The following is a 21549-nucleotide window of genomic DNA, read 5'->3' on the forward strand; positions in this document are numbered from 1 at the left end:
CGTAGGTTCTTCGGGGTGAACGATCCTCAACAGACCGCGCGTGAACACCTCCAGCCGGACGAGCACCTGTACTGGGCGGGGACGAGCGATCCGGCGAAGCTGTTCGCCGGACAGGACGTGTTCCTGGTGCCCTTCTCGGTGCTCTGGTGCGGGTTCGCCGTGTACTGGGAGGTCACCGCCGCGACGTCCGGCGCGCCGACGTTCTTCCTCGTCTTCGGGGGCGTCTTCATCCTGCTCGGCCTGTTCTTCGTCTTCGGCCGTTTCCTGCTGAAGGGTCACCGGAAGCGCACCACGGTGTACGCGGTGACGTCTCGCCGAGCGCTCGTCATCACACCCCGCGGCTCGCGTGAGGTCTCGGTGGGCCGCACCAACCGGACCATCACGTGGAGCAAGGACCGTCGGCACTGCTCGGTGGAGTGGAACACCGGCCAGCCGTCCGGGCTCCCGGCGTTCGTCAGCGGTTCCGGAGCGGCACGCCTCTACGCGAACACGGGTCTCGACGCGTTCGCCTTCGGCCCGCAGCGGTTCGCGTTCTGGGACGTCCGCGACGGTGAGGAGCTCGTCCGCGAACTCGACCGGGTGGCGAGCTAGCCCCGGCGGTCCTCCTCGGACTGCCACGGCAGGTGCAGGTCGCCGGGCTCCGGCTCGACGTCGCCCGCGTCGTCGGCACCACCCGTGCCCGGAGCGGCGACGATCCGCGAGGGGTCGATGCCGTCCGCCTCGAGGTCGGCGCGATCACGCTGCGACGTCTGCGAGGCCTCGGTCTCCCGCTCGCTCGACGGGCTGTACGAGGTGTCGGCCGCGCGCTGCTCGCGCTCCCCGACCCCGTCCGCGCCCTCGTGGTGTGCGGCCTCGCGCAGGGCGTCGGTGCGTGCGTGGTCGTCGGAGTGCTCGGGGCCCGGGACGTCGGGGATGCTGTCGCTCATGGCGCCGACCGTAGGCCTCGCTGCCCGAGCGACGTCCCCGGCAGTCCGATCGACGCACCCGACCGGTGGTCCGCCCGAGGGCGACCGCTCGATCCCGCAGCATCGGTACCGATCCGGTCACGAGCCCGGAACGCGCCCCGACCCCACGCTACGATCGCCGCGGGCCAGGCGAGATCCGACGCCGGCCGGGGACGAGGGGGATCATGCGACGAGCGGTGACGAGGGGACGGACGACTGCGGTGGTGCTGCTGGCGGCGGTCGCAGCCATCGGACTGACCGGCTGCTCGGTGTTCAGCGGACCCGATCCGGTGCCGAGTCCGACCCGGCTGGCCGTGCAGGGACCGGACGCCACCGAGTTACCGACGCCCTCCGCCTCCCCGACCCCCGAGCAGGTCCTCCCCGCCGGGACGGTCGCCGCCGAGACCGACGTCGTGTCGAAGACCGGGGACACGTCGATCCACGTGCGGGTCACGGCCGATGCCGACGGTGTGTTCACGGTGCACCTCTCGGACTACCGGACGACGAACCCGCAGCCGATGTCGATCCAGTTCCGCCACCGCGTCGCCGGGTTCCAGGACGGCTACGACGCGGTCGCCCGCGGGTTCGTGCAGTGGGACCGCGCATCCGGACCGCCCGACTCGTACACGCTCGACGCCGGCGCACGGCCCGACTACCTCGCGAGCGCCGTCCTGGTGCCGATGTCGTCCGACGACGGCAGCAGTGACGCGGACCGCCCGTGGGTCGGCTCGGTGCTCGCGGTCGGCACGCTGACGTGGAAGATCCCGAATCCCTACCCGGACCTGCGCGTGACCGTGGGGAAGGCCCGCCCGGGTGCGTACGGGTACGTGAAGGACGTCGACGGCACGCCCACCTGGTACATGGTGTCGCACGGCGACGACCTCACCACGGTGTCGAAGCGCTTCGGCGTCACCCCGGCGCAGTTCGAGTGGATGAACCCCTACCTCGAGCTCCGCGGCGACAAGTGGCTCAACGAGGACGCCACCCTCAACATCTCCCCCGCGAACCGCTGACGCCGGGGTCGGTCCGGTCCGTTACGGTTGACCAGCACTCGCCACACGCAGGAGGTCCCACCGTGACGATCGTCGCCGCAGCAGACGGCTCAGCCCTCGGCAACCCCGGCCCGGCCGGCTGGGCCTGGTACGTCGATGACGACCGCTGGGCCGCCGGTGGGTGGCCGAACGCCACCAACAACCAGGGCGAGCTGACCGCCGTCCTCCAGCTGCTCCGCGCCACGAAGGACACCGGCGAGCCGCTGCACATCCTCTGCGACAGCCAGTACGCGATCAAGGCGTGCACCGAGTGGCTCGCGGGCTGGAAGCGGAAGGGCTGGCGGAAGGCCGACGGCAAGCCCGTGCTGAACGTCGAGATCATCAAGGAGCTCGACGCCGAGCTGCAGGGGCGCAAGGTCACCTTCGAGTGGGTCCGTGGCCACGTCGGGCACGAGATGAACGAGGCGGCGGACGTCCGCGCCCGCGGTGCTGCGACCGCCTACCAGCAGGGCACCGAGGTGCCGCACGGCCCGGGGTGGCCAGGGGTCGAGGTCACCGAGCCGGCCGCGCTGCCCGAGGCGACTCCGCCCGCGACCCTGTTCTGACCGTCAGAGCGGCCGGTCCGAGAGCGGCCGCTCCCAGAGCGCGACCGTGCTGACGAGGTGGTCGTACCGGTACGGCTTCTCCTCCCCCGTCGGCTCGTACCCGAGCGCCCGCCAGAACGGCTCCGCCACCGACGCGTTCGACGCGACGATCCCGAGGCGCAATCGTTCCACGCCCGAGCGCCCCGACGCCGCCCGGACCCGCCCGACGACCGCGTCGTGCATCGCCCGCCCGAGCCCCCGACCCTGCTCGCCCCCTCGGACGACCAGCAGCCCGATGTACGCGACGGCGGGCGACGGGTACCCGAGCAACACGTCCGCGAACGCCACGAGCCGCTCCCCCTCCCACAGCCCGAGCCCGACCTTCCCCGCCGGATCGAACCCGTCCGGCACCGACAGCAGCGCGCTCAGCCCGTCGGACGGCCCCGGCGGGTACCCGGTGATCCGCAACGCGTAGTCCGGCACCGACTCGAGCAGGTCCTGCAGCGCGCCGACGTCGCCGTCGGCCGAGGAGCCGCCGAGCTCGCGCACCACGGGCATCAGTCGACGTCCACGTCCGACCAACCGTCGAAGCGACCGATCTCGGTGACCCGCACCACGGCCTCACCCGCCTCGTCCGACGCGTCGAGGTCGATCGTGGCTGAGAACCCGAAGTCCTTGTCACCGGCGGGATCGGCGAAGATCTGCCGCGCACGCCAGACGCGTGCCGAGCCCGCCGCACCGGACACCCCGGTGGCCCCGGCCTCGTCGAGCACCAGGTACTGCATGGACCGGGCGTCGGCACCCGTCCCGATCTCGTCGTGCGCCTCGAAGTACTCCTCGAGCACGGCGTCCCACGCGTCCTCGCCGAAGCCCGCCGCTCCGTCCAGCGCCGCGAGTCCGGCGACGTCGTCGGCGGCGGCGAGCAGGACCCGCTGGAACAACGCGTTGCGGACGAGCACCCGGAACGCCCGCGGGTTCCCGGTGAGCCGCGAGGGCTGCGGCGGCGCGATCTCCTCGTGTTCCTCCGACGCGAGCAGGACGTCACCGTTCAGCAGGGCCTCCCACTCGTCGACGAGCGAGGAGTCGGTCTGCTTGACGACCTCGCCGAGCCACTCGATCAGGTCGTCGAGCTCGGGGGTGCGCTGCTCGTCGGCGATCGTCTGCCGCATCGTCCGGTACGCGTCGGAGAGGTACCGGAGCACGAGCCCCTCGGAGCGGGTGAGCTGGTAGAACCGCACGAAGTCGCCGAAGGTCATCGCCCGCTCGTACATGTCACGCACGACGGCCTTGGGCGAGAGCGCGAAGTCGAGGACCCACGGCTGCTCGGCGGCGTAGGCCTCGTAGGCGGCCGTCAGCAGCTCGTCCAGCGGCTTGGGCCACGTGACCTCCTCGAGCAGCTCCATCCGCTCGTCGTACTCGATCCCCTCCTGCTTCATCCGGGCGACAGCCTCGCCGCGCTCCTTGAACTGCTGCTGCGAGAGGATCGCCCGCGGGTCGTCGAGGGTGGCCTCGACGATCGAGACCATGTCGAGCGCGTAGCTGGGAGACGAAGGATCGAGCAGCTCGAACGCCGCGAGCGCGAACGGCGAGAGCGGCTGGTTGAGCGCGAAGTTCGGCGCGATGTCGACGGTCAGCCGGTACTCCCCGTCGACCTTCTCGATCACCCGCGCGTTGATGAGCGTCCGCGCGATGGTCAGTGCCCGCCGGGCCATCGCGAGCTGCCGCGACCGGGGCTCGTGGTTGTCGAAGACGAGCGACCGGACGGATTCGAACGCCGAACCGCCGCGCGCGACGACGGAGAGCACCATCGCGTGCGTGATCCGCATCCGCGAGACCATCGGCTCGGGCTCGGCCGCGATGAGCCGCTCGAACGACGCCTGGCCCCACGACACGAAGCCGTCCGGTGCCTTCTTCCGCTTGATCTTGTTCTTCTTCTTCGGGTCGTCACCGGCCTTCGCGACCGCCCGCGCGTTCTCGATGTCGTGCTCCGGCGCCTCGGCCACGACGTCGCCCTCGGTGTCGTACCCGGCACGACCGGCACGACCGGCGATCTGGTGGAACTCGCGAGCGGACAGCTGCCGCATCTTCGTGCCGTCGAACTTCGTCAGCCCGGTGAGCAGCACCGAGCGGATCGGCACGTTGATGCCGACACCGAGGGTGTCGGTGCCGCAGATCACCGGCAACAGCCCGCGCTGGGCGAGCTGCTCGACGAGCCGTCGGTACTTCGGCAGCATGCCGGCGTGGTGGACGCCGATGCCCGCCCGGATGAGTCGGGACAGGGTCTGCCCGAACCCGGCGCTGAAGCGGAACCCGGCGATGGCCTCGGCGATCTGGTCTCGGCGTTCGCGTGACGCGACGCGCGCCGACATGAGCGCCTGCGCCCGTTCGAGTGCGGCGGCCTGGGCGAAGTGGACGATGTAGATCGGCGCCTTGCCCTCCTCGAGCAGCCGTTCGACCGTCTCCTGCACGGGCGTCATCACGTACTCGTACTCGAGCGGCACCGGACGCGAGACCCCGGTGACCCGCGCGGTGGGCCGTCCGGTCCGGCGCGAGAGGTCGTCCGCGATGGTCGTGACGTCGCCGAGCGTCGCGGACATGAGCAGGAACTGCGCCCGTTCGAGGACGAGCAGCGGCACCTGCCACGCCCATCCGCGGTCGGGGTCGCCGTAGTAGTGGAACTCGTCCATCACGACGACGTCGACGTCGGCATCCGGTCCCTGCCGGAGCGCGAGGTTCGCGAGGATCTCCGCCGTGCAGCACACGATCGGGGCATCGGCGTTGACGCTCGAGTCGCCCGTGACCATGCCGACGTTCTGGGCGCCGAACAGCTCGACGAGCTGGAAGAACTTCTCGGAGACGAGTGCCTTGATCGGCGCCGTGTAGTAGCTCCGCTTGCCCTCGGCGAGCGCGGCGAAGTGCGCACCCGCGGCCACGAGTGACTTGCCGGTGCCGGTGGGCGTCGAGAGCACGACGTTGGCGCCGGACACGAGCTCGATCACGGCTTCGTCCTGCGCCGGGTAGAGCGGGCGCCCGCCCTCGGCCGCCCAGGCCGCGAACGCCTCGTACACGGCGTCCGGGTCGACGACACCGTCGACCGCCGCCGGCAGGGCGGCGACGAGCGGGGGCTGGGTGGTGACGTCGGTCATGGGACCATCCTCCCAGGTGGGTGGTGACGACGAGGCGGACTGGAGGCGCGGTGCGGGCCGGCACCGCGCCTCCTGGGCCACGCATGGATGCGTCCGCATAGACTCACGTCGTGCGCGAACTCGGCTTCCTCTCCTTCGTCCCGAACCACGGCGGCACGGCCGGCGCCGCCGCCGCCCTCGAGGACGGCCTGCGGCTCTTCGAGACCGCCGAGTCGCTCGGGTACGGCACCGGCTGGGTCCGGGGGCGCCACTTCGAGCCGTTCCTGACCAGCCCGATGACCTTCTTCGCGGCAGCCGCCCAGCGGACCAGCACGATCGGCTTCGGTACCGCGGTCCTCGGCATGCGCTACGAGGACCCGATCCGCCTCGCCGAGGACGCCAGCACCGTCGACCTCCTCAGCGACGGCCGCGTGCAGCTCGGCATCTCGACCGGCATCGCGGGCTACGGCCCGATCCTCGACCCGGTGTTCGGCGCGTCCGACCGCAGCTTCCGCGACGAGGCGGAGGCGCGCGCGTCCCGCCTCCTCGAGGTGCTGCAGGGCGAGCCGCTCGGCACCGCCGGTACGGGCTACGAGAGCATCCCGGCCGGCGCCGACCTGACGCTGCAGCCCCTCAGTCCCGGACTCCGCGACCGTGTGTGGTGGGGCGGCGGCAGCATGGGCACCGCGGTGCGGACCGCCGAGAAGGGCCTGCTGCTGCACTGTTCGACCCTGAACACCGAGGACACCGGTGCCCCGTTCGCCCAGGCGCAGGCCGACCAGATCGCCGCGTACCGCGAGCGCTTCGCCCAGCTGCACCCCGACCGCACCCCGAAGGTCGCCGTCGGCCGGATCGTGGTCCCGCTGCTCGACGACCACGACCGCGCCGTGCACGAGGAGTTCCTCACCGGGTACGCGAGCGGCATGGACGACGAGGGGCGGCCGCTCTCGGGGAATCCGCCGTTCCGCTTCAGCAAGGTCGTCTCCGGCGAGCCGTCGGCCATCGTCGACGCGCTGCTCGCCGACCCGGCCGTGCGGTCGACCGACGAACTCGTGATCACCCTGCCCGCGAACGGCGACGCCGCGTCGCACGAGCGGATCCTGCGCATCGTCGCCGAGGACGTGGCACCCATCGTCCGAGCGGAGTGATGCGGGGCATCCGGCGGGCCCGCGCCGGGGGTTGGTGAGTTCCCCCGGGAGCCCGACCGGATGACCATCTCGTCCCTGATCCGCACGGGATGGTGCACCCATCGTTCCACCTACCGAGTGGTTTGTCACACCGGATTGCGGTTGATGGACCGAAAAAGTGACGTTCGTTCACTGGTTTCTCCCAGGCGGGAAGAAGTCAACCGGTTGGCATCTGCCGGAACGAACGAATGCGTCCCCGCGCGGACGCGGGGACGCATTCTGGACGCACCAGGGCCACCAGGGCTCCATCGGCCGGATCAGGAGACCGTGTCGCACGCATGGCGACCCCGTTCTCGGTGCGCACGCCGACGGTAACCAGCCGCCTGGCGCAGATCGATGTTACTGAATGATCACGGCGTCAGCGCGGAAACCGGACGACTTCACGCGGATTGGACCGTCACGGTGCCGGATTCGTCCGACACCGATGCGCCGACGTGCAGCGTGAAGGTGCCGGACTCGTGGGCCCATGCACCGTCCCAGTGCGCGAACGCCCGGGCCGGGACCTCGATCGAGACCTCGGTGGACTCCCCCGCGTCGAGCCGCACGGGCGCGAAGCCGACGAGCCAGCGGACCGGGCGGTCGACCGCCGAGGACTCCCGCGAGGCGTAGACCTGCACGACGTGCTTGCCGGCCCGATCGCCCGTGTTCGCGACGGTCGCGGTGACGATGACCGCGTCGCCCTCGCGAACGGTCGGCGTCGCGGTGACGCCGTCGATCGTCCAGGTCGTGTAGCCGAGTCCGTGGCCGAACGGGTAGGCCGGCTCGGTGCCCGCGCGGAGCCAGGCCCGGTAGCCGATGTGCACGCCCTCGTCGTAGGACACCTTGCCGTCGACCGGGGTGACCTCCAGCACGGGCACGTCCGCCATCGCGACCGGCCAGGTGGTGGGCAGACGGCCGCCCGGCTCGCGAGCACCGGTGAGGACGTCGGCGAGCGCGTTGCCGTACTCCTGTCCGCCGAACCACGTGAGCAGGACCGCGGCGACGTCGTTCCGCCACGGCATCTCGACCGGCGAGCCGGCGTTCACGACGACCACGGTGTTCGGGTTCGCCGCGGCGACCGCACGGACCAGGTCGTCCTGGTGACCGGGGAGCGCGAGCGAGGAGCGGTCGTAGCCCTCGGACTCGACCTTCGAGTTGGTCCCGACCACGACGACGGCGACGTCGGCGCCACGTGCGGCGGCTACGGCCGCGTCGATCAGCACCGACGGGTCCTCGTCGCTCGGCTCGGTGCCGAACTGGTACGCGAGCACGCCGCCGAGGGTCTCGTCCTGGATGACGTCGTACTCGATGCGGATCGCGACGTCCTGGCCGGCCGTCACCGACACGGGCACCGACCGTGCCGGCGGGTTGAGGAACGCGGCGCCGAGCTGGTCGCCCTCGAACGGGACGTCCTCGTCGAGCACGAGCTCGCCGTCGATCCACATGCGCGAGCGACCCGCTGCGCCGATGCCGATCCGGACCGTGCCGGTGGACGGCGCGGTGTAGGTCGTGGTGATGTCGAGCCGGTCGGCGTCGCGCGTGGGGGCGTCGCCGCCGAACCAGAACAGCGCGGTGGCACGGCGGTCCTCGACGTACAGCTCGGTCCCGTCGCGCACGAACGCGACGCGGGCGCCGGGCTCGCCGGTGCCGGGGTTGGTGATGGTGGACAGCGGGAACTCCGCGATGCCCTCCTGCACGACGGCACCGATCGCGTAGTCCACCGCGGCACCCGGGAACGCCGAACGGATCCCGTCGAGCGGCGAGACGACCTGCGACGGCACGACCGTGGCCGAGCCACCGCCCTGCGTGCGGGCCTGGTCGGCGTTGTGGCCGATCACGGCGATGCGGGAGACGGCGGGCGCGTCGAGCGGCAGCACGCCCGTGTTGCGGACGAGGACGGTGCCCTCGGCCTCGGCCTCGCGGACGAATGCGACGCCGTCCTCGACGTGCACGGGCTGCGCGGCCACGGGCTCGAAGCCCTCGAGTGCGCCCACGCGGGCGGCGAGGGTGAGGATGCGGCGGACCTTCCGGTCGATCGCCTCGATCGGCACGTCGCCGGACTGCACGGCGGCGAGCAGCGGCCCCTCGCTCCACCACTGGTTCGGCCCGGGCATCGCGACGTCCTGGGACGCCTTCGCCGAGTCGACCGAGCGGACACCGGTCCAGTCCGAGACGACGATGCCGTCGAAGCCCCACTCGGAGTTCAGCGGCGTCTCGAGCAGGTCGTGCTCCGACGCGGTGACGCCGTTGATCGAGTTGTACGACGACATGATCGCCCAGGCGTGCGCCTCGGTCACGGCCTTCTCGAACGCGAGCAGGTACAGCTCGCGCAGCGCACGGTCGGAGACCTCGGTCGACGCGGTGAAGCGGTCGGTCTCGTAGTCGTTCGCGATGTAGTGCTTCGGGGTCGCGGCCACGCCGTTCTCCTGCACGCCGTCGACGTAGGACGCGGCCAAGTCACCGGTCAGGACCGGGTCCTCGCTGAACGCCTCGAAGTGCCGGCCGCCGAGGGGCGAGCGGTGCAGGTTGATGGTCGGGCCGAGGACGACGTCGACGCCCTTGCGGCGGGCCTCGACGGCCGCTGCGGCGCCGTAGCGCTTCGCGATCGCGCGGTCCCACGAGGCGCTCAGCGCCGTCGCGGACGGCAGGTTCAGCGACGGGTCGCGCTCGTCCCAGACCTCACCGCGGACGCCCGACGGGCCGTCCGACATGAGGATGCGGCGCAGCCCGATCTTCTCGATCGGCCAGGTGGTCCAGAAGTCGCGCCCGGTCAGGAGCTGCACCTTCTCGTCGGTGGTCAGCTGGCCGACGAGCGCCTCGATGCGCTCGGCCGTACTGGAGGCAGTTGTCACGTCGTCCACGGTAGTCACGGTGGTCGGTCCTTTCGTTCAGAGCCAGAACAGGTGGTCAGCGCACGCCGCGGATGCGGGACACCGAGGCGATGCCGAGCAGTCCGACGACGGCGCCGGTGATGAAGAAGCCGCTGTACCCGCCGGTGAGGGCGATCACGCCGGGGGCGGAGGCGGGGACGATCGACTGTGGCAGGGCCTGCGCGATGTTCACCACGCCGAGGTCCTTCGCGTTGTCCTCGTCGGAGGGGAGCACGTCGGTGATGAGGGCGAGATCGACGGCGTAGAAGACACCCATGCCGGCGCCCATCACGAACTCCCCGACGAGCACCATGCCGAGCGACGGCGCGAGTGCGATGAGCACGAGTCCCACCACGCCGACGACACCGGCCACGGCGACGAAGAGCTTGCGGCGGCCGAGCTTGTCGGACAGCCACCCGGCGACGAGCGACGTGAGGACGATCCCCACGACGTTCCACAGCGTGCCCTGGAACACCGCGTTCGCGACGTGCTCGGACTCGACGCCGATGTCGTCGCGCAGGAAGTAGGTCAGGTAGCTCACCGCGGTGTACTGCGCGGCGACCATGAGGAAGCGGGTCAGCCAGGCCCAGCCGAGGTCCGGGTGCTTCACCGGGTTGAACACGAACGACCCGAAGACCTGCCCGACGCTGAGCTTCGACGTCGGCCGGTTGGTGAGCACGCGGTCCCGGAACACGAGCGCGTAGAGCACGACGACGATCGACCCGATCGCGCCGGGGATGATCATCTGCGTCGCCGAGGTCGAGAAGAGCTGCACGAGGAACGTGCCGCCGACGAGCGCGAGGTTCTGGGAGAGCCCGAGCAGCGCCGCGACCCGGCCGCGCTGGGAGCGCGTGACGTGGTCCGGCATGACGGCGGTCAGCGCCGCGATGGTGGCGTTGTAGGCGATCTGCGTGAGGCCCCACGCGAGGACCAGCACGACGGTCGAGGTGGTCGTCGCGACGACCACGAGGCCCGCGAAGCCGACCACGGTGCCACCGATGATCCACGGACGACGCATGCCGAGCCTCCCGGCAGTCCGATCGCTGAAGCGACCGGCAAGGGGGTTGGCGACCATCGCGGCGAACGCGCCCACACCGAGTGCCAGGCCGAGCACGCCCGCCTGGTTGTCCGGCGCGATCTCGGCGACCTTCAGCGCCATGGCGACGAGCACCGGCGGCAGCAGCGCGATGTACAGGCCGAGCATCGCGATCGGCATGCCGAGCGTGTACACGAGCGGATTGCCCCGGCCGCGCGTGGGGGCGACGGCGGTCGGGGTGTCGTTGACGGTCAGGGCATCGTTGGCCACTGCAACCTCTTCTCGGGGACGCCGCCTGCGTCGGCGACTCGCACGCCTTCGTCGGCGGCTCGTGCCACCGTAACACCAAAACCAACCGGGGCTAGGTTTTCTGGGCGGTCGCCGAGAGCGGTACAGTCCTGCCATGGCACGACGGGGTTCGTACGCGAAGGGCATCGCGAAGCGCGAGGAGATCCTCACGACGGCGCTCGACCTCGTCGCGTCGCAGGGCTTCCGTCGCACGAGCATCAAGGACATCGCCGATGCCGTCGGGCTGACGCAGGCCGGGCTGCTGCACTACTTCGACTCGAAGGACGAGCTCTGGGTCGAGATCCTGCGGCGCCGCGACGAGATCGACCTGCAGCACGACTGGCACGCCCCGGACCCGGCAGCGCTGCTCGCCGCCATCGTGCGGCACAACGCCGAGGTCCCCGGCCTCGTGCAGATGTTCGTCAACCTCTCCGCCGCGGCCGCGACCGACCCGGAGCACCCGGCGCACGAGTACTTCCGCGAGCGCTACGAGCGCAGCCGCCGCGACCTGTCGTCCGACTTCCGCGCCATGCAGGAGGACGGACGGCTCCGCGTCGACGTCGACGTCGAGGAACTGACGAGCGTGCTGCTCGCGGTCTCGGACGGCATGCAGATCCAGTGGCTGTTCGACCCGTCGCGGGACATGGCGCAGCACGTCGAGCTCGTCGCACGGCTCGCGATCGCCCAGGTCGCCCCCACCGCCTGACCCGGGCAACGGGGTACGGACAGGGCCTGGTCGGGTCAGGTCGCGCCGGGCAGGATGGAGCCAGCCCGCGAGGGCGACCCGACGACGATGTGGAGTGACGCGATGACGCGTGTAGTGGTGACCGGCGGCAGTGGGAAGCTCGGGCGAGCGGTGGTCCGCGACCTCGATGCGCACGGGTACGACGTGGTCCTGGTCGACCGCGTGCCCTTCCCCGACAAGCCCGAACGGGTGCAGTTCGTCCGCACCGACCTCACCGACCACGGCCAGGTGCTGAACGTCCTGCTCGGCGTCGACGACCGGTACGACCACGTCGACGCCGTGGTGCACCTCGCCGCGGTCCCCGCTCCGGGACAGGTCCCCGACGTGGCGCTCATCACGAACAACGTGACGTCGTCGATCAACGTCTTCCACGCCGCTCGTGCCGCGAAGATCAAGAACCTGGTGTGGGCGTCGAGCGAGACCCTGCTCGGCATCCCGATGGGTGAGCACCACCCGCCGTACCTGCCCGTCGACGAGGAGTTCGCGGTGCGCCCGCAGTCGTCGTACTCGCTCGGCAAGGCGGTGGAGGAGGAGATGGCCCGCCACTTCACCCGCTGGGACCCGGAGCTGAAGATGATCGGTCTGCGGTTCTCGAACGTGATGGACGAGACCGACTACCCCGCGTTCCCCTGGGACGCCACCCCCGAGGCGAAGACGTTCAACCTCTGGTCGTACATCGACTCCCGCGACGGTGCCCAGGCCGTGCGCAAGGCCCTCGAGGCCGAGCTCACCGGGTTCGAGGCGTTCGTGATCGCGAGCCCGGACACCGTCATGGACACCCCGACGATCGAGCTCGTCGAGCGCTACGTGCCGGACATCGAGCGCCGCGCGGACATCGACGGCGTCAGCTCGCTGCTCTCGTCGGAGAAGGCCCGCGAGCTGCTCGGCTACGCCCCCGAGCACAGCTGGCGCGACCACCGCGCCTGATCGTCAGGCGGCCGGGACGAGCAGGCCGTCGAGCACCAGGTCGCGCGCCGCCGGCAGCAGGTCGGCGGCGAGCACCTGCTCGTCCACCCCGGTGATCTGCGCGAGGGCGCCGACGATCGCCGCCACCGACAGCTCCCCGTCGCAGGCCCCGACGAACGCGGCGAGCGCGGTGTCGGCGTCCACGCGGCGTCCGAGTCCGCCGCCCTGCACGAGCGTCATCACGGTCGGGTCGTCGTTGCCCGGCCAGTAGAAGCGCTCCTCGGTGACGTCGCCGGCGACCGCGAGGTGGGCGGCGGCGAGCGCGACGTCGTCGTGCGCGGCGAGCCACGCGGCCGCGTCGAGGACCCGCGCGACCGTCGCGCCGAGACCCGCGGGGTTGGAGCCGAGCGTCTCGGGGACGCGCTCGAAGCGGCGGAGGTGCGCCGCGCCTCTCCCCACGGGCTCGGCCGCCACGTCGCTCCGCAGGCTCCGCGACGCGTCGGAACCGGCCCGCGTGGGCCCCGGCCGGGGCTTCCGGACCACGACGTACCCGAAGCCGACGCCGGTCACCCGACGGTCGGCGAAGTCGTCGAGCCACGCGCCGACCAACCGGTCGAACTCGGGCGTCCCGGGCTTCGTCCCGCCGTCCCGGATCCACGTCTCGGCGTAGGCGGTCGGGTCCTGCCGTTCCCGCTCGACGACCCAGGCGTCGAGCCCGAGTCCGTCGGTGTCTGCGCGCTCGAACCAGGACCGCACGCGGTCGAGGCCGTCCGTGCCCCAGTGGTACTCCCAGTTGCCGAGCAGCTGCGCGGTCCCGCCGGGTTCGAGGTGCTCGCCGAGTCCGGTGAGGACGGTCTCGACGAGGGCGTCGCCGACCATGCCGCCGTCGCGGTACTCGTAGGCGGGGACGCCCTCGCTGCGTGGTGTGATGACGAACGGCGGGTTCGAGACGATGCGGTCGAAGCGCTCGCCCGCGACCGGTTCGAACAGGGAGCCGAAGCGGAACTCGATGCCGTCGATGCCGTTGAGCTGTGCGTTGAACCGGGCGATGTCGAGGGCCCGGCGCGAGATGTCGGTGGCGACGACCTCGTCGGCGAAGCGTCGGGCGTGCATCGCCTGGATGCCACAGCCGGTGCCGAGGTCGAGCACGCGACGGACGGGCACGGGGACCTGCAGGCCGGAGAGCGTCGTGGTGGCACCGCCGATGCCGAGGACGTGCTCCTCACCGAGGGCCGTGCCGAGTGCGAGTTCGCCGAGGTCCGAGACGATCCACCAGCTGCCGGCGCCGAGGTCGTCGACGAAGGCGTAGGGGCGGAGGTCCACCGCGGGGGCGACGGAGTCGGCGTCGACGCGGACCAGACCGCTCGCTTCGACGGACTGCACGCCGGCGGACGGGAACGCGGCGTCCGCGTCGGCGCGACGGACCGGGAGCCCGAGCACGAAGAGCGTCGCGAGGGTGCCGAGTGGTGTCGTGTCGCGAGCGGTGAGCGCCCGGAGCGCTGCGACGCGCGAACCGCGGTGGAGCGACGCGGCGGCCTCGGCGCCCCACAGGGCGTCGACCCGCTCGACCGTGAACCCGGCGTCGGTCAGGTCCTGGCGCAGCGCGTCGGTGACGGCGGCGTCGGCACCGATCGTCGGGAGCGTGTGCGGGGTCCGGGCAGACGCGGCGGAGTCGGCGGAGGCGGCGGAGGCGTTCACGCGGCGCCCTCGACGAGGTCCGTGCGCATGAGCGCAGCGGGGACCTCCCACGCGAACACGAGGTCGAGGAGCCCGGGGAACCGCTGCTCGACGTCCTCGATGCGGACGCGGCTCGACCGGGTGAGCCCCTCCTGGTGCTGCTCGAGGAGCCCGGCCTCGCGCAGGACGCGGAAGTGGTGGGTCAGCGTGGACTTCGGCCGGTCGATGCCGACCCAGCCGCAGCTGCGGATGCCACCGGCGGCGTCGACGAGGTAGCGGTGCAGGATCGCGAGCCGGATCGGGTCGCTCAGGGCGTCCATCACGACCGGCAGGTCCATCTCGGCCACGGTCGGCTGCGGCAGGTGTTCGGGAGCATCCACGGTCGCGGGCATGGACGGGACGCTACCACCGTTCCGCTCGTAGTACGACTTGCGTCGTACAGCACGACTCGATACTGTACGACTCTCTTCGTACTGTCCCGCTCGCAACGGAAGGTGGCGCACATGGCGCAGTCAGCTCGCTCGGTCGCCGGGTTCTGGATCCTGGCGGCGATGCTCCTCGTGTCCGTCGCCTCGTCGGCGGTCCCCTCGCCGATCTACCCCGTGTACGCCGCGGAGTGGCACCTCACCCCGCTCATGCTCACCGGCGTGTTCGCCATCTACGTCGCGGGGCTGCTGGCCAGCCTGCTCGTCGCCGGGCGCCTGTCCGACCACGTCGGCCGCAAGCCCGTGCTCGTCGTCGGCGGCCTCGGCGTCGCACTGTCCCTCGGGCTCTTCGCGGTCGCGGACGGTGTCGGCGCACTGATCGTGGACCGCATCGTGCAGGGCGTCTCCGTCGGACTGCTCATCGGCGCCCTCGGAGCGGCACTCATCGACAACTCGCTCGAGCGCTTCCCCACCCTCGCCGGGGTGCTGAACGGCGTCATCCCGCCGATCGCCCTCGCGACCGGTGCGATGTCGAGCGGCGCCCTCGTGCAGTGGGGTCCCGCGCCCGAGCAGCTCGTGTACCTGCTCTTCGGCGCGCTGCTCGTCCTCATGGTGATCGCACTCGTCGTCGTCCCCGAGCGGGTCACCCCGCGACCGGGTGCCCTCCGCTCCCTGGTCCCCCGGATCAGCGTGCCCCGGTCCTCGCGGCGGCTGTTCCGCAGCGTCGCCGGATCGCTCATCGCGAGCTGGGCCCTCGGCGGGATGTTCCTGTCGCTCGTCCCCTCGGCGCTCGGCGCGGTCTTCGGCATCACGAACCACTTCGCCGCCGGGGCCCTGATCGCCGTCGTCACCGGGGTCGGCGCGCTGACCGGCCTCGCGACGCAGCGGATGGACGCCCGTCGCGCGGTCCTGATCGGCCTGGTCGCCCTCGTGCTCGGACCGATCGTCACGGTGGCGTTCGTGATGGCGCACTCCCTGCCCGGCCTCGTCGTGGGCAGTGCGATCGCGGGCGTGGGCTTCGGCGCCGGGTTCCAGGCACCGCTGCGGATGCTGCTCGCCACCGCGGCACCGACGCACCGGGCGGGGCTGCTCTCCACGATCTACGTCGTGAGCTACCTGGCGTTCGGCGTGCCGGCCGTCGTCGGAGGGCTGCTCGAGCCGACCGTGGGGCTCGTGCCGGTCATCGCCGGGTACGGGGCGTTCATCGTCCTCGCCGCGGTCGTCGCCCTCGTGCTGCAGCTCGTGTCGCGGGACGCCGCCGCCGTCGAGGAGCAGGCCGCCGAGGTGCTCGAGCGCACCTGCACCGGCTCGGTCTGGGTGTCCCCCGCCGAGTAGGCGCGACCGGCGCGCGGTTCAGTGCCCAGGCCGCGCCCGCTTCGCGCCGCGCCCGCGCACCCCGACCGTCCGAGCAGCACCGGTGTGCGCCGCGTCGACGTCCGCCTTGCCGCGGTCGGCGGCGTTCCGGAGCCACTGCGGCCCGTGCGCCTTCGCCCAGTCCCAGAAGCGGTGCAGCTGGGCACGGAGCCACGTGATGATCCGGTGGAAGAAGTGGAACTCGCTCGCGAGGATCGTGAGCCCGATGAAGACCACCAGCCACCCCGGCCCGGGCAGCGGCACGAGGATCAGCCCGATCACGACGACGAGCCCGCCGACGATCCCGACGAGCACCTTGTAGAAGAGGTGCAGGTGGGGACGCGCGTGGATCCAGGCGCGGACGTCGTGGAACCACTGGAACCGCCGGTGCGGCGTCTCGGCACGTTCGACCGCGTCGGTCCGGTCGTTCGGGTCGCCTTCCATGTGCCGCAATGTAGGGCGCGCGGCTGGGAAACCGCGGCGCGCGCGGTGGACGTGCGGTGCGTCCGTGACGGGAGGCGCGTGGCGGGGGCGACCCGCGCCTCCCGTCAGACGGTGTGGGCCAGGAGGCTCGTCACGCGTGCGCCACGCAGGTCGCGGCCCACGGGACGGCGGCGAGGCGCGCCTCCGGGATCGGTTCCCCACCGATGGCACAGCGGCCGTAGGTCCCGGCGTCGAGCCGCGCGAGCGCGGCGTCCACCAACCGGATCCGCGCGCGGGCGTCGTCCCGCACGGCGCCGAGCGAGCCGCGCTCCCAGGCGAGGGTCGCGCCCTCGGGGTCGTGCTCGTCGTCGGAGTTGGCGTCCTGCCGGGCGTCGCTGACGTCCCGCATGCTCCGCTCGACGTCCGCGAGGAGCCGCTCGTTGCGCGCCCGCTCCGCGACCAGTGCCTGGCGAGGGTCGTCCATGCCGGACACCGTAGTCGGCCCGGAATGGCCGTGCTGTCGGATGCGTTCGTATCGACATGACGAAGATCGGGTTCCTGTCGTTCGGACACTGGCGCGACGTGCCGGGGTCGAAGGTGCGCAGCGGTCGTGAGGCCCTGGTCCAGGCGATCGACCTCGCGGTCGCCGCCGAGGAGGCGGGCGTCGACGGCGCGTACTTCCGCGTCCACCACTTCGCGCCCCAGCAGGCGGCGCCCTTCCCGTTGCTCTCCGCGATCGCAGCGAAGACCAGCCGCATCGAGATCGGCACCGGCGTCATCGACATGCGCTACGAGAACCCGCTGTACATGGCGGAAGAGGCGGCTGCGACCGACCTCATCTCCGGTGGTCGACTGCAGCTCGGGGTCTCCCGGGGCTCACCCGAGACCGCCCTCGCCGGTTACCAGCAGTTCGGCTACGTGCCGGACGCCTCCGACGAGAACGGCGGGGACATGGCGCGGGCGCACACGTCGGTGTTCCGACGGGCGATCGCCGGTGAACCGATGGCGAACGCGAACCCGCAGATGACCGGCTCGGTCGGGTCCCTGCCGATCTCGCCGCTCTCCGACTCGCTCGGCGACCGCATCTGGTGGGGCGCCGGCACCCGGGCCACCGCGGAGTGGACGGCCGAGCAGGGCATGAACCTCATGTCGTCGACCCTGCTGACCGAGGACACCGGTGTGCCGTTCGACGAGCTCCAGGCCGAGCAGATCGAACGCTTCCGTCGGGTCTGGGCCGAGTCCGGCTGGGAGCGGACCCCTCGGGTCTCGGTGTCCCGCAGCATCATCCCGATCATCGACGACGAGTCGCGGCACTACTTCGGTGTCCGGGCACAGGTCGAGGGCCAGGACCAGGTCGGGCACCTCGACGGCGGGCTCGCCCGGTTCGGCCGGTCGTACATCGGGTCCCCGGAGGACCTGGTGGCCGAACTCGCGGCGGACCAGGCCGTGCGGGCTGCCGACACCGTGCTCGTCACCGTGCCGAACCAGCTCGGCGTCGAGTTCAACGCCCGGCTGCTCGCCTCGGTGAAGGACGTCATGCGCGAGGTGGACGCGGCGCCCGTCCCGGCCTGACGGGCGGTCAGGCGACGGCGGTCGGGTCCGGGGTCGGCGGGGCCGGCGGGGTCGTCGCCGGTGCGGGCGCGGTCGTCGCCGGTGCGGGCGCGGTCGTCGCCGGTGCGGGCGGGGTCGTCGCCGGTGCGGGCGGGGTCGGCGCCGGTGCGGGTGCGGGCCAGACGAGCCGGAAGCGTTCGCACACGACCGGCATCCGCGGATCGAACCCGCGCGGGTCCTCCGAGTGCGCGCGCCAGTACGCCTCGTGCACCCGACGCCAGTGCGCGAGCGTCCGGTCGCCCTCCCCCTCGGCCCGGGCGTGGTCCGCATCGACCTCGTCGAAGGGGACGATCCGGACGCTCGTCGTCTCGACGACCGCCCGCGGTGCCCCGGTGGAGTCCGTGACGATGCCGATGTCCCCGACCTCCGGCACGCGGTCCCCGGACGCCTCGTAGTCCCAGAACGACGACGCCGTCCCGTCCTTCACCCCGCGCAGCACGAGGTCGAGCAGATCGTCCGCCTGCGCCGGCGTCGCGCCGAACGACCACGCCTCCGGCAGGGCCGTCGGCAACTCCGGTCGCTCGTCGCGCCGGTCACGCCAGAAGTCGTCGAGCGTCGAGGTCACCCGCTCGACGCTACTGCACGCGGGTGGTCCCCCTTCCTGCCGACACCCGGGCTGGGACTGTGGCCGCTTCCCGCACTCCCGTAGCGTCGACGTGCACCTTCCCACGCACCCCGAGGAGCACCCCGTGACGCTGCCGGCCGCCGGCTGGTTCCCCGATCCGCAGGACGCGAGCCGCCTGCGCTGGTGGGACGGGCGCGCCTGGGGAGCGGCGACACGGGTGCTGCCGAGCCGGACCGAGCCGATCGTCCCGGTGGTCGTCGCGCCCGTCGGACCGTCGTTCTCGGTGCAGCCGGCGGCGATCCGGACGCGTTCCTGGGCGTCCGGGGGCTCCGGGGTCCACCGGTTCAGTGCGTTCTCGACCCTGGCGGTGCTGCTCGCGGTGGCTTCCGTGGCGGTGAACCCCTGGGGAGCGAGCAGCGCGGCGGCGATCGTGGCGGGGCTGCTCGGCGTCGCGTGGCCCGGGGCGACCGGGGGCTGGCGGGTGCTGGCGCGCAGTGCTTCGGCGAGCGCCCTGGTCCTCGCGGTGGCGACGGCTGCCGTGGCGGCGTCCGCGCAGTTCCACGTGTTCTGACCTCGTGAGCAGGAATGGTCGGGTGCCGTCAGGCGACCCGACCGTTCCTGCTCACGAAGTACGCCGCGCCCGCGGGTGCGCCGTCTGGTACACGTCCCGCAGCATGTCCGCCGTCACCATCGTGTAGATCTGCGTCGTCGCCACGCTCGCGTGCCCGAGCAGCTCCTGCACGACCCGCACGTCCGCTCCCCCCTCGAGCAGGTGCGTCGCGAACGAGTGCCGGAACGTGTGCGGCGACACGTGCTCGGAGAGCTCCGCACGCTCGGCTGCCGCCTGGATCACGAGCCACGCACTCTGCCGTGACAGCCGTGCGCCCCGGGCACCGAGGAACAGCGCCGGCGTCGACGCTCCCCGTGCCGCGAACACCGGCCGCGCCCGCACGAGGTACGCGTCGATCGCCGCCCGCGCGAAACTGCCGAGCGGCACCACCCGCTGCTTGTTGCCCTTGCCGGTGACCTTGACGACGGACAGCCCGTCGTCGAGGTCACCGGAGCCGTCCGACAGCGTCGTCACGTCGTCGACCGAGAGCCCGACGGCCTCCGAGATGCGCGCTCCCGTGGCGTAGAGGAGTTCGAGCAACGCCCGGTCCCGCAGCCCCACGAGGTCGTCGGCGGCACCGTCGGGCGACCCGGCGGACGCGGCCCCGAGCAACCGCTCCATGTCGTGCACGGAGATGGCCTTCGGCAGCCGCATCGGGGCCTTCGGCGGCCGCACGGACGCGCCGGGGTCGAGCTGGAGCCACCCCTCGCCGGCGGCGAACGCGGTGAACGACCGCACGGAGCTGAGCATGCGTGCCACCGACCTCGGCGCGAGCGGCCCGGACGGTCGGGTCGCGAGGTGCTCGACGAACCCCGCGAGGTCCGCGCGCGCGATCCTCCCGACGTCGTCGAGCACGGCCGGTCCGCCGGCACGGTCGGCGCCGTCCGACTCCACGACCGGAGCCGTCTCGAGCCACGACGCGAACGTCAGCAGGTCCCGCCGGTAGGCCGACAGCGTGTGCTGCGAGAGCCCCCGCTCGATCGCGATGTGCCGCAGGTACGTCTCCGTGGCACGTTCGAACGGGATCACCCCACGAGGCTAGCGCCGCTCGGGGAGCGTCAGTGCAGCGACCCGTCCGGCTCCCCCACGCGGAACCCGGTGAAGGCGACGGTCAGTCCCGCGCGGGACGGTGCCGCACAGAGCAGCCCCGCCGACACGGGGGCATCGGGGTCGAGGTACGCCACCCGCACGAGCCGCGGCGGCTCGTCGTCCGCCCACGCCCGGATCGTCACGGCATCGCCGTCGCGGCTGGCCCGGACCGTGACGACCCGCCCGGTCCACTCCGGCACGGGCGCGACCGACCAGTCCGACGCATCGCGCGTGACGACCGCTCCGACCTGGGGCGTCCCGTCGGCGAACTCGACGCCGGCCTTGATCCAGTTCCGCTCGTCGACCCGCAGGAACACCCCCGCTTGGTCGAACTGCTCCGTGTAGTCGAGCACGAACGACACCTCGACCGAGAACGCCCCGTCGACCGGGCGGAGCAGCGCGTGCTCGGAGTCGTGCACGAAGCCGTACGAGGTGGTGCGCCAGGCGTCACTGCCCTCGACAGCCGTCACCCGCAGGACCTCGCCGTCGAGCGTGGCCGCGGCGGGCTCGTGCGTCCACTGCCCCTGGTCGAGCAGCGCCGCGAGGCTCATGCGGCACCCCGCTCGAGCGCGTCCACCGCGAGCACGGCCACGACGAGCCCGGAGTTGTGCAGCCGACCGTCGAGGATCGCCTCCACCAGCTCGGCCCGGGGCACCCACCGCTTCACGATGTCGGCCTCTTCGGCTTCGCGGTCGAACGCCGTCGCGGTCGCGCGCACCCCACGGGCGCGGTATATCTGCAGGAACTCGTCGCTGCCGCCGGACGAGGTGTTGTAGGTGACGAGGGGCTCCCAGTCGTCCGCCTCGAGGTCGGCCTCCTCCGCCAGCTCGCGCTGCGCCGCGGTCAGGTGGTCCTCGCCCGCCATGTCGAGCAGCCCCGCCGGCAGCTCCCAGTCGCGCATTCGCACCGGGTGCCGGTACTGCTGGATGACGAGCACGCGGCCCTCGTCGTCCTCGGCGTAGACCGCGACGGCACCGGTGTGGTCGATGTACTCCCGGACCATCGTCTCGTCGTGGTACGCGATGCTGTCGCGGCGCACGTCCCAGACGGCGCCCTCGTACACGACGGTGGACTCGGTGACCTCGAACGAGGCGGGTTCGTCAGCGATGGGTGCGTCAGTCACGCGACCATCCTGGCACG

Annotated in this window: 22 protein-coding genes; 9 read left to right on the plus strand and 13 right to left on the minus strand. The window is 72.1% G+C overall.

Annotated elements, in window-relative coordinates; translation table 11 throughout:
- Positions 1–15: 15 nt before the first annotated feature.
- Positions 16–591 carry a hypothetical protein gene (locus ACIPKM_RS17800; protein WP_071295672.1) on the plus strand — a complete coding sequence of 192 codons (576 nt, stop codon included), beginning with the start codon at positions 16–18 and terminating at the stop codon, positions 589–591.
- Here ACIPKM_RS17800 and ACIPKM_RS17805 read toward each other — a convergent pair.
- Positions 588–926 carry a hypothetical protein gene (locus ACIPKM_RS17805; RefSeq protein ID WP_071295671.1) on the minus strand — a complete coding sequence of 113 codons (339 nt, stop codon included), beginning with the start codon at positions 924–926 and terminating at the stop codon, positions 588–590. The genes ACIPKM_RS17800 and ACIPKM_RS17805 overlap by 4 nt on opposite strands.
- 203 nt (positions 927–1129) lie before the next feature.
- On the opposite strand from ACIPKM_RS17805, the gene ACIPKM_RS17810 reads away from it, so the two are divergent.
- Together ACIPKM_RS17810 and ACIPKM_RS17815 are read left to right on the plus strand one after the other, a co-directional pair.
- On the plus strand, positions 1130–1957 hold the full coding sequence (locus ACIPKM_RS17810) for a hypothetical protein (protein ID WP_139201936.1): 828 nt from the start codon (positions 1130–1132) through the stop codon (positions 1955–1957).
- 62 nt (positions 1958–2019) lie between these two features.
- Positions 2020–2541 (plus strand): ribonuclease H, encoded by a 522-nt coding sequence (locus tag ACIPKM_RS17815; RefSeq protein ID WP_070417909.1) that lies wholly within the window; start codon positions 2020–2022, stop codon positions 2539–2541.
- Between the two features lie 3 nt (positions 2542–2544).
- Here the strand turns inward: ACIPKM_RS17815 and ACIPKM_RS17820 are convergent, their stop codons facing one another.
- Together ACIPKM_RS17820 and ACIPKM_RS17825 are read right to left on the minus strand one after the other, a co-directional pair.
- Positions 2545–3078, minus strand: coding sequence for a GNAT family N-acetyltransferase (locus tag ACIPKM_RS17820; protein WP_071295669.1), 534 nt, complete (start codon positions 3076–3078; stop codon positions 2545–2547).
- Positions 3078–5666: an RNA helicase gene (locus tag ACIPKM_RS17825; protein ID WP_071295668.1), complete on the minus strand. Its 2589-nt coding sequence runs from the start codon at positions 5664–5666 to the stop codon at positions 3078–3080. Before ACIPKM_RS17825 ends, ACIPKM_RS17820 begins: the two co-directional genes overlap by 1 nt.
- Positions 5667–5776: 110 nt before the next feature.
- Here ACIPKM_RS17825 and ACIPKM_RS17830 point away from each other — a divergent pair, with 110 nt between their 5' ends.
- The gene (locus tag ACIPKM_RS17830) at positions 5777–6793 is read left to right on the plus strand and encodes an LLM class flavin-dependent oxidoreductase (protein ID WP_071295667.1); all 1017 of its coding nucleotides are present in this window, start codon (positions 5777–5779) and stop codon (positions 6791–6793) included.
- 419 nt (positions 6794–7212) lie between these two features.
- Here ACIPKM_RS17830 and ACIPKM_RS17835 read toward each other — a convergent pair whose 3' ends face one another.
- Together ACIPKM_RS17835 and ACIPKM_RS17840 are read right to left on the minus strand one after the other, a co-directional pair.
- Positions 7213–9672, minus strand: a complete 2460-nt coding sequence (locus tag ACIPKM_RS17835) for a glycoside hydrolase family 3 protein (protein WP_254790853.1) — start codon at positions 9670–9672, stop codon at positions 7213–7215.
- A 46-nt stretch (positions 9673–9718) separates the two neighbouring features.
- Positions 9719–10987 carry an MFS transporter gene (locus ACIPKM_RS17840; RefSeq protein WP_254790851.1) on the minus strand — a complete coding sequence of 423 codons (1269 nt, stop codon included), beginning with the start codon at positions 10985–10987 and terminating at the stop codon, positions 9719–9721.
- A gap of 133 nt (positions 10988–11120) precedes the next feature.
- Here ACIPKM_RS17840 and ACIPKM_RS17845 point away from each other — a divergent pair, with 133 nt between their 5' ends.
- The gene (locus ACIPKM_RS17845; RefSeq protein ID WP_083295193.1) at positions 11121–11711 is read left to right on the plus strand and encodes a TetR/AcrR family transcriptional regulator; all 591 of its coding nucleotides are present in this window, start codon (positions 11121–11123) and stop codon (positions 11709–11711) included.
- 102 nt (positions 11712–11813) lie between these two features.
- A complete protein-coding gene (locus ACIPKM_RS17850) occupies positions 11814–12677 on the plus strand; it encodes an NAD(P)-dependent oxidoreductase (RefSeq protein ID WP_070419385.1) in 864 nt (287 codons plus the stop codon).
- A 3-nt stretch (positions 12678–12680) separates the two neighbouring features.
- Here the strand turns inward: ACIPKM_RS17850 and ACIPKM_RS17855 are convergent, their stop codons facing one another.
- A complete protein-coding gene (locus ACIPKM_RS17855) occupies positions 12681–14354 on the minus strand; it encodes a methyltransferase (protein WP_402737238.1) in 1674 nt (557 codons plus the stop codon).
- On the minus strand, positions 14351–14725 hold the full coding sequence (locus ACIPKM_RS17860; RefSeq protein ID WP_071295666.1) for a helix-turn-helix transcriptional regulator: 375 nt from the start codon (positions 14723–14725) through the stop codon (positions 14351–14353). Before ACIPKM_RS17860 ends, ACIPKM_RS17855 begins: the two co-directional genes overlap by 4 nt.
- Positions 14726–14836: 111 nt before the next feature.
- Between ACIPKM_RS17860 and ACIPKM_RS17865 the strand changes: the two genes are divergently transcribed.
- Positions 14837–16093, plus strand: coding sequence for an MFS transporter (locus ACIPKM_RS17865; protein ID WP_402737239.1), 1257 nt, complete (start codon positions 14837–14839; stop codon positions 16091–16093).
- Positions 16094–16111: 18 nt separating this feature from the next.
- Here ACIPKM_RS17865 and ACIPKM_RS17870 read toward each other — a convergent pair whose 3' ends face one another.
- Positions 16112–16555 carry a TIGR02611 family protein gene (locus tag ACIPKM_RS17870; protein WP_070417903.1) on the minus strand — a complete coding sequence of 148 codons (444 nt, stop codon included), beginning with the start codon at positions 16553–16555 and terminating at the stop codon, positions 16112–16114.
- Between the two features lie 130 nt (positions 16556–16685).
- Positions 16686–17018, minus strand: a complete 333-nt coding sequence (locus ACIPKM_RS17875; protein WP_336698640.1) for a TraR/DksA C4-type zinc finger protein — start codon at positions 17016–17018, stop codon at positions 16686–16688.
- Positions 17019–17074: 56 nt separating this feature from the next.
- Between ACIPKM_RS17875 and ACIPKM_RS17880 the strand changes: the two genes are divergently transcribed.
- Positions 17075–18106 (plus strand): LLM class flavin-dependent oxidoreductase, encoded by a 1032-nt coding sequence (locus ACIPKM_RS17880; protein WP_267484136.1) that lies wholly within the window; start codon positions 17075–17077, stop codon positions 18104–18106.
- Positions 18107–18113: 7 nt separating this feature from the next.
- On the opposite strand, the gene ACIPKM_RS17885 is transcribed toward ACIPKM_RS17880, so the two are convergent.
- On the minus strand, positions 18114–18710 hold the full coding sequence (locus ACIPKM_RS17885) for an ASCH domain-containing protein (protein WP_402737240.1): 597 nt from the start codon (positions 18708–18710) through the stop codon (positions 18114–18116).
- A 91-nt stretch (positions 18711–18801) separates the two neighbouring features.
- Here ACIPKM_RS17885 and ACIPKM_RS17890 point away from each other — a divergent pair, with 91 nt between their 5' ends.
- Positions 18802–19281 carry a DUF2510 domain-containing protein gene (locus ACIPKM_RS17890; protein ID WP_402737241.1) on the plus strand — a complete coding sequence of 160 codons (480 nt, stop codon included), beginning with the start codon at positions 18802–18804 and terminating at the stop codon, positions 19279–19281.
- A 51-nt stretch (positions 19282–19332) separates the two neighbouring features.
- Here ACIPKM_RS17890 and ACIPKM_RS17895 read toward each other — a convergent pair whose 3' ends face one another.
- Genes ACIPKM_RS17895 through ACIPKM_RS17905 form a run of 3 tightly spaced genes read right to left on the minus strand, consistent with a single transcriptional unit; the run spans position 19333 to position 21532 of the window.
- On the minus strand, positions 19333–20346 hold the full coding sequence (locus ACIPKM_RS17895; RefSeq protein WP_402737248.1) for a site-specific tyrosine recombinase XerD: 1014 nt from the start codon (positions 20344–20346) through the stop codon (positions 19333–19335).
- Positions 20347–20378: 32 nt separating this feature from the next.
- Positions 20379–20960, minus strand: a complete 582-nt coding sequence (locus ACIPKM_RS17900; RefSeq protein ID WP_402737242.1) for a DUF1349 domain-containing protein — start codon at positions 20958–20960, stop codon at positions 20379–20381.
- Positions 20957–21532: an NUDIX hydrolase gene (locus ACIPKM_RS17905; RefSeq protein WP_070417897.1), complete on the minus strand. Its 576-nt coding sequence runs from the start codon at positions 21530–21532 to the stop codon at positions 20957–20959. The genes ACIPKM_RS17900 and ACIPKM_RS17905 overlap by 4 nt, the downstream gene beginning before the upstream one ends.
- Positions 21533–21549: the final 17 nt, after the last annotated feature.

Source organism: Curtobacterium sp. NPDC086286, assembly GCF_044746255.1.
GTDB lineage: Bacteria > Actinomycetota > Actinomycetes > Actinomycetales > Microbacteriaceae > Curtobacterium.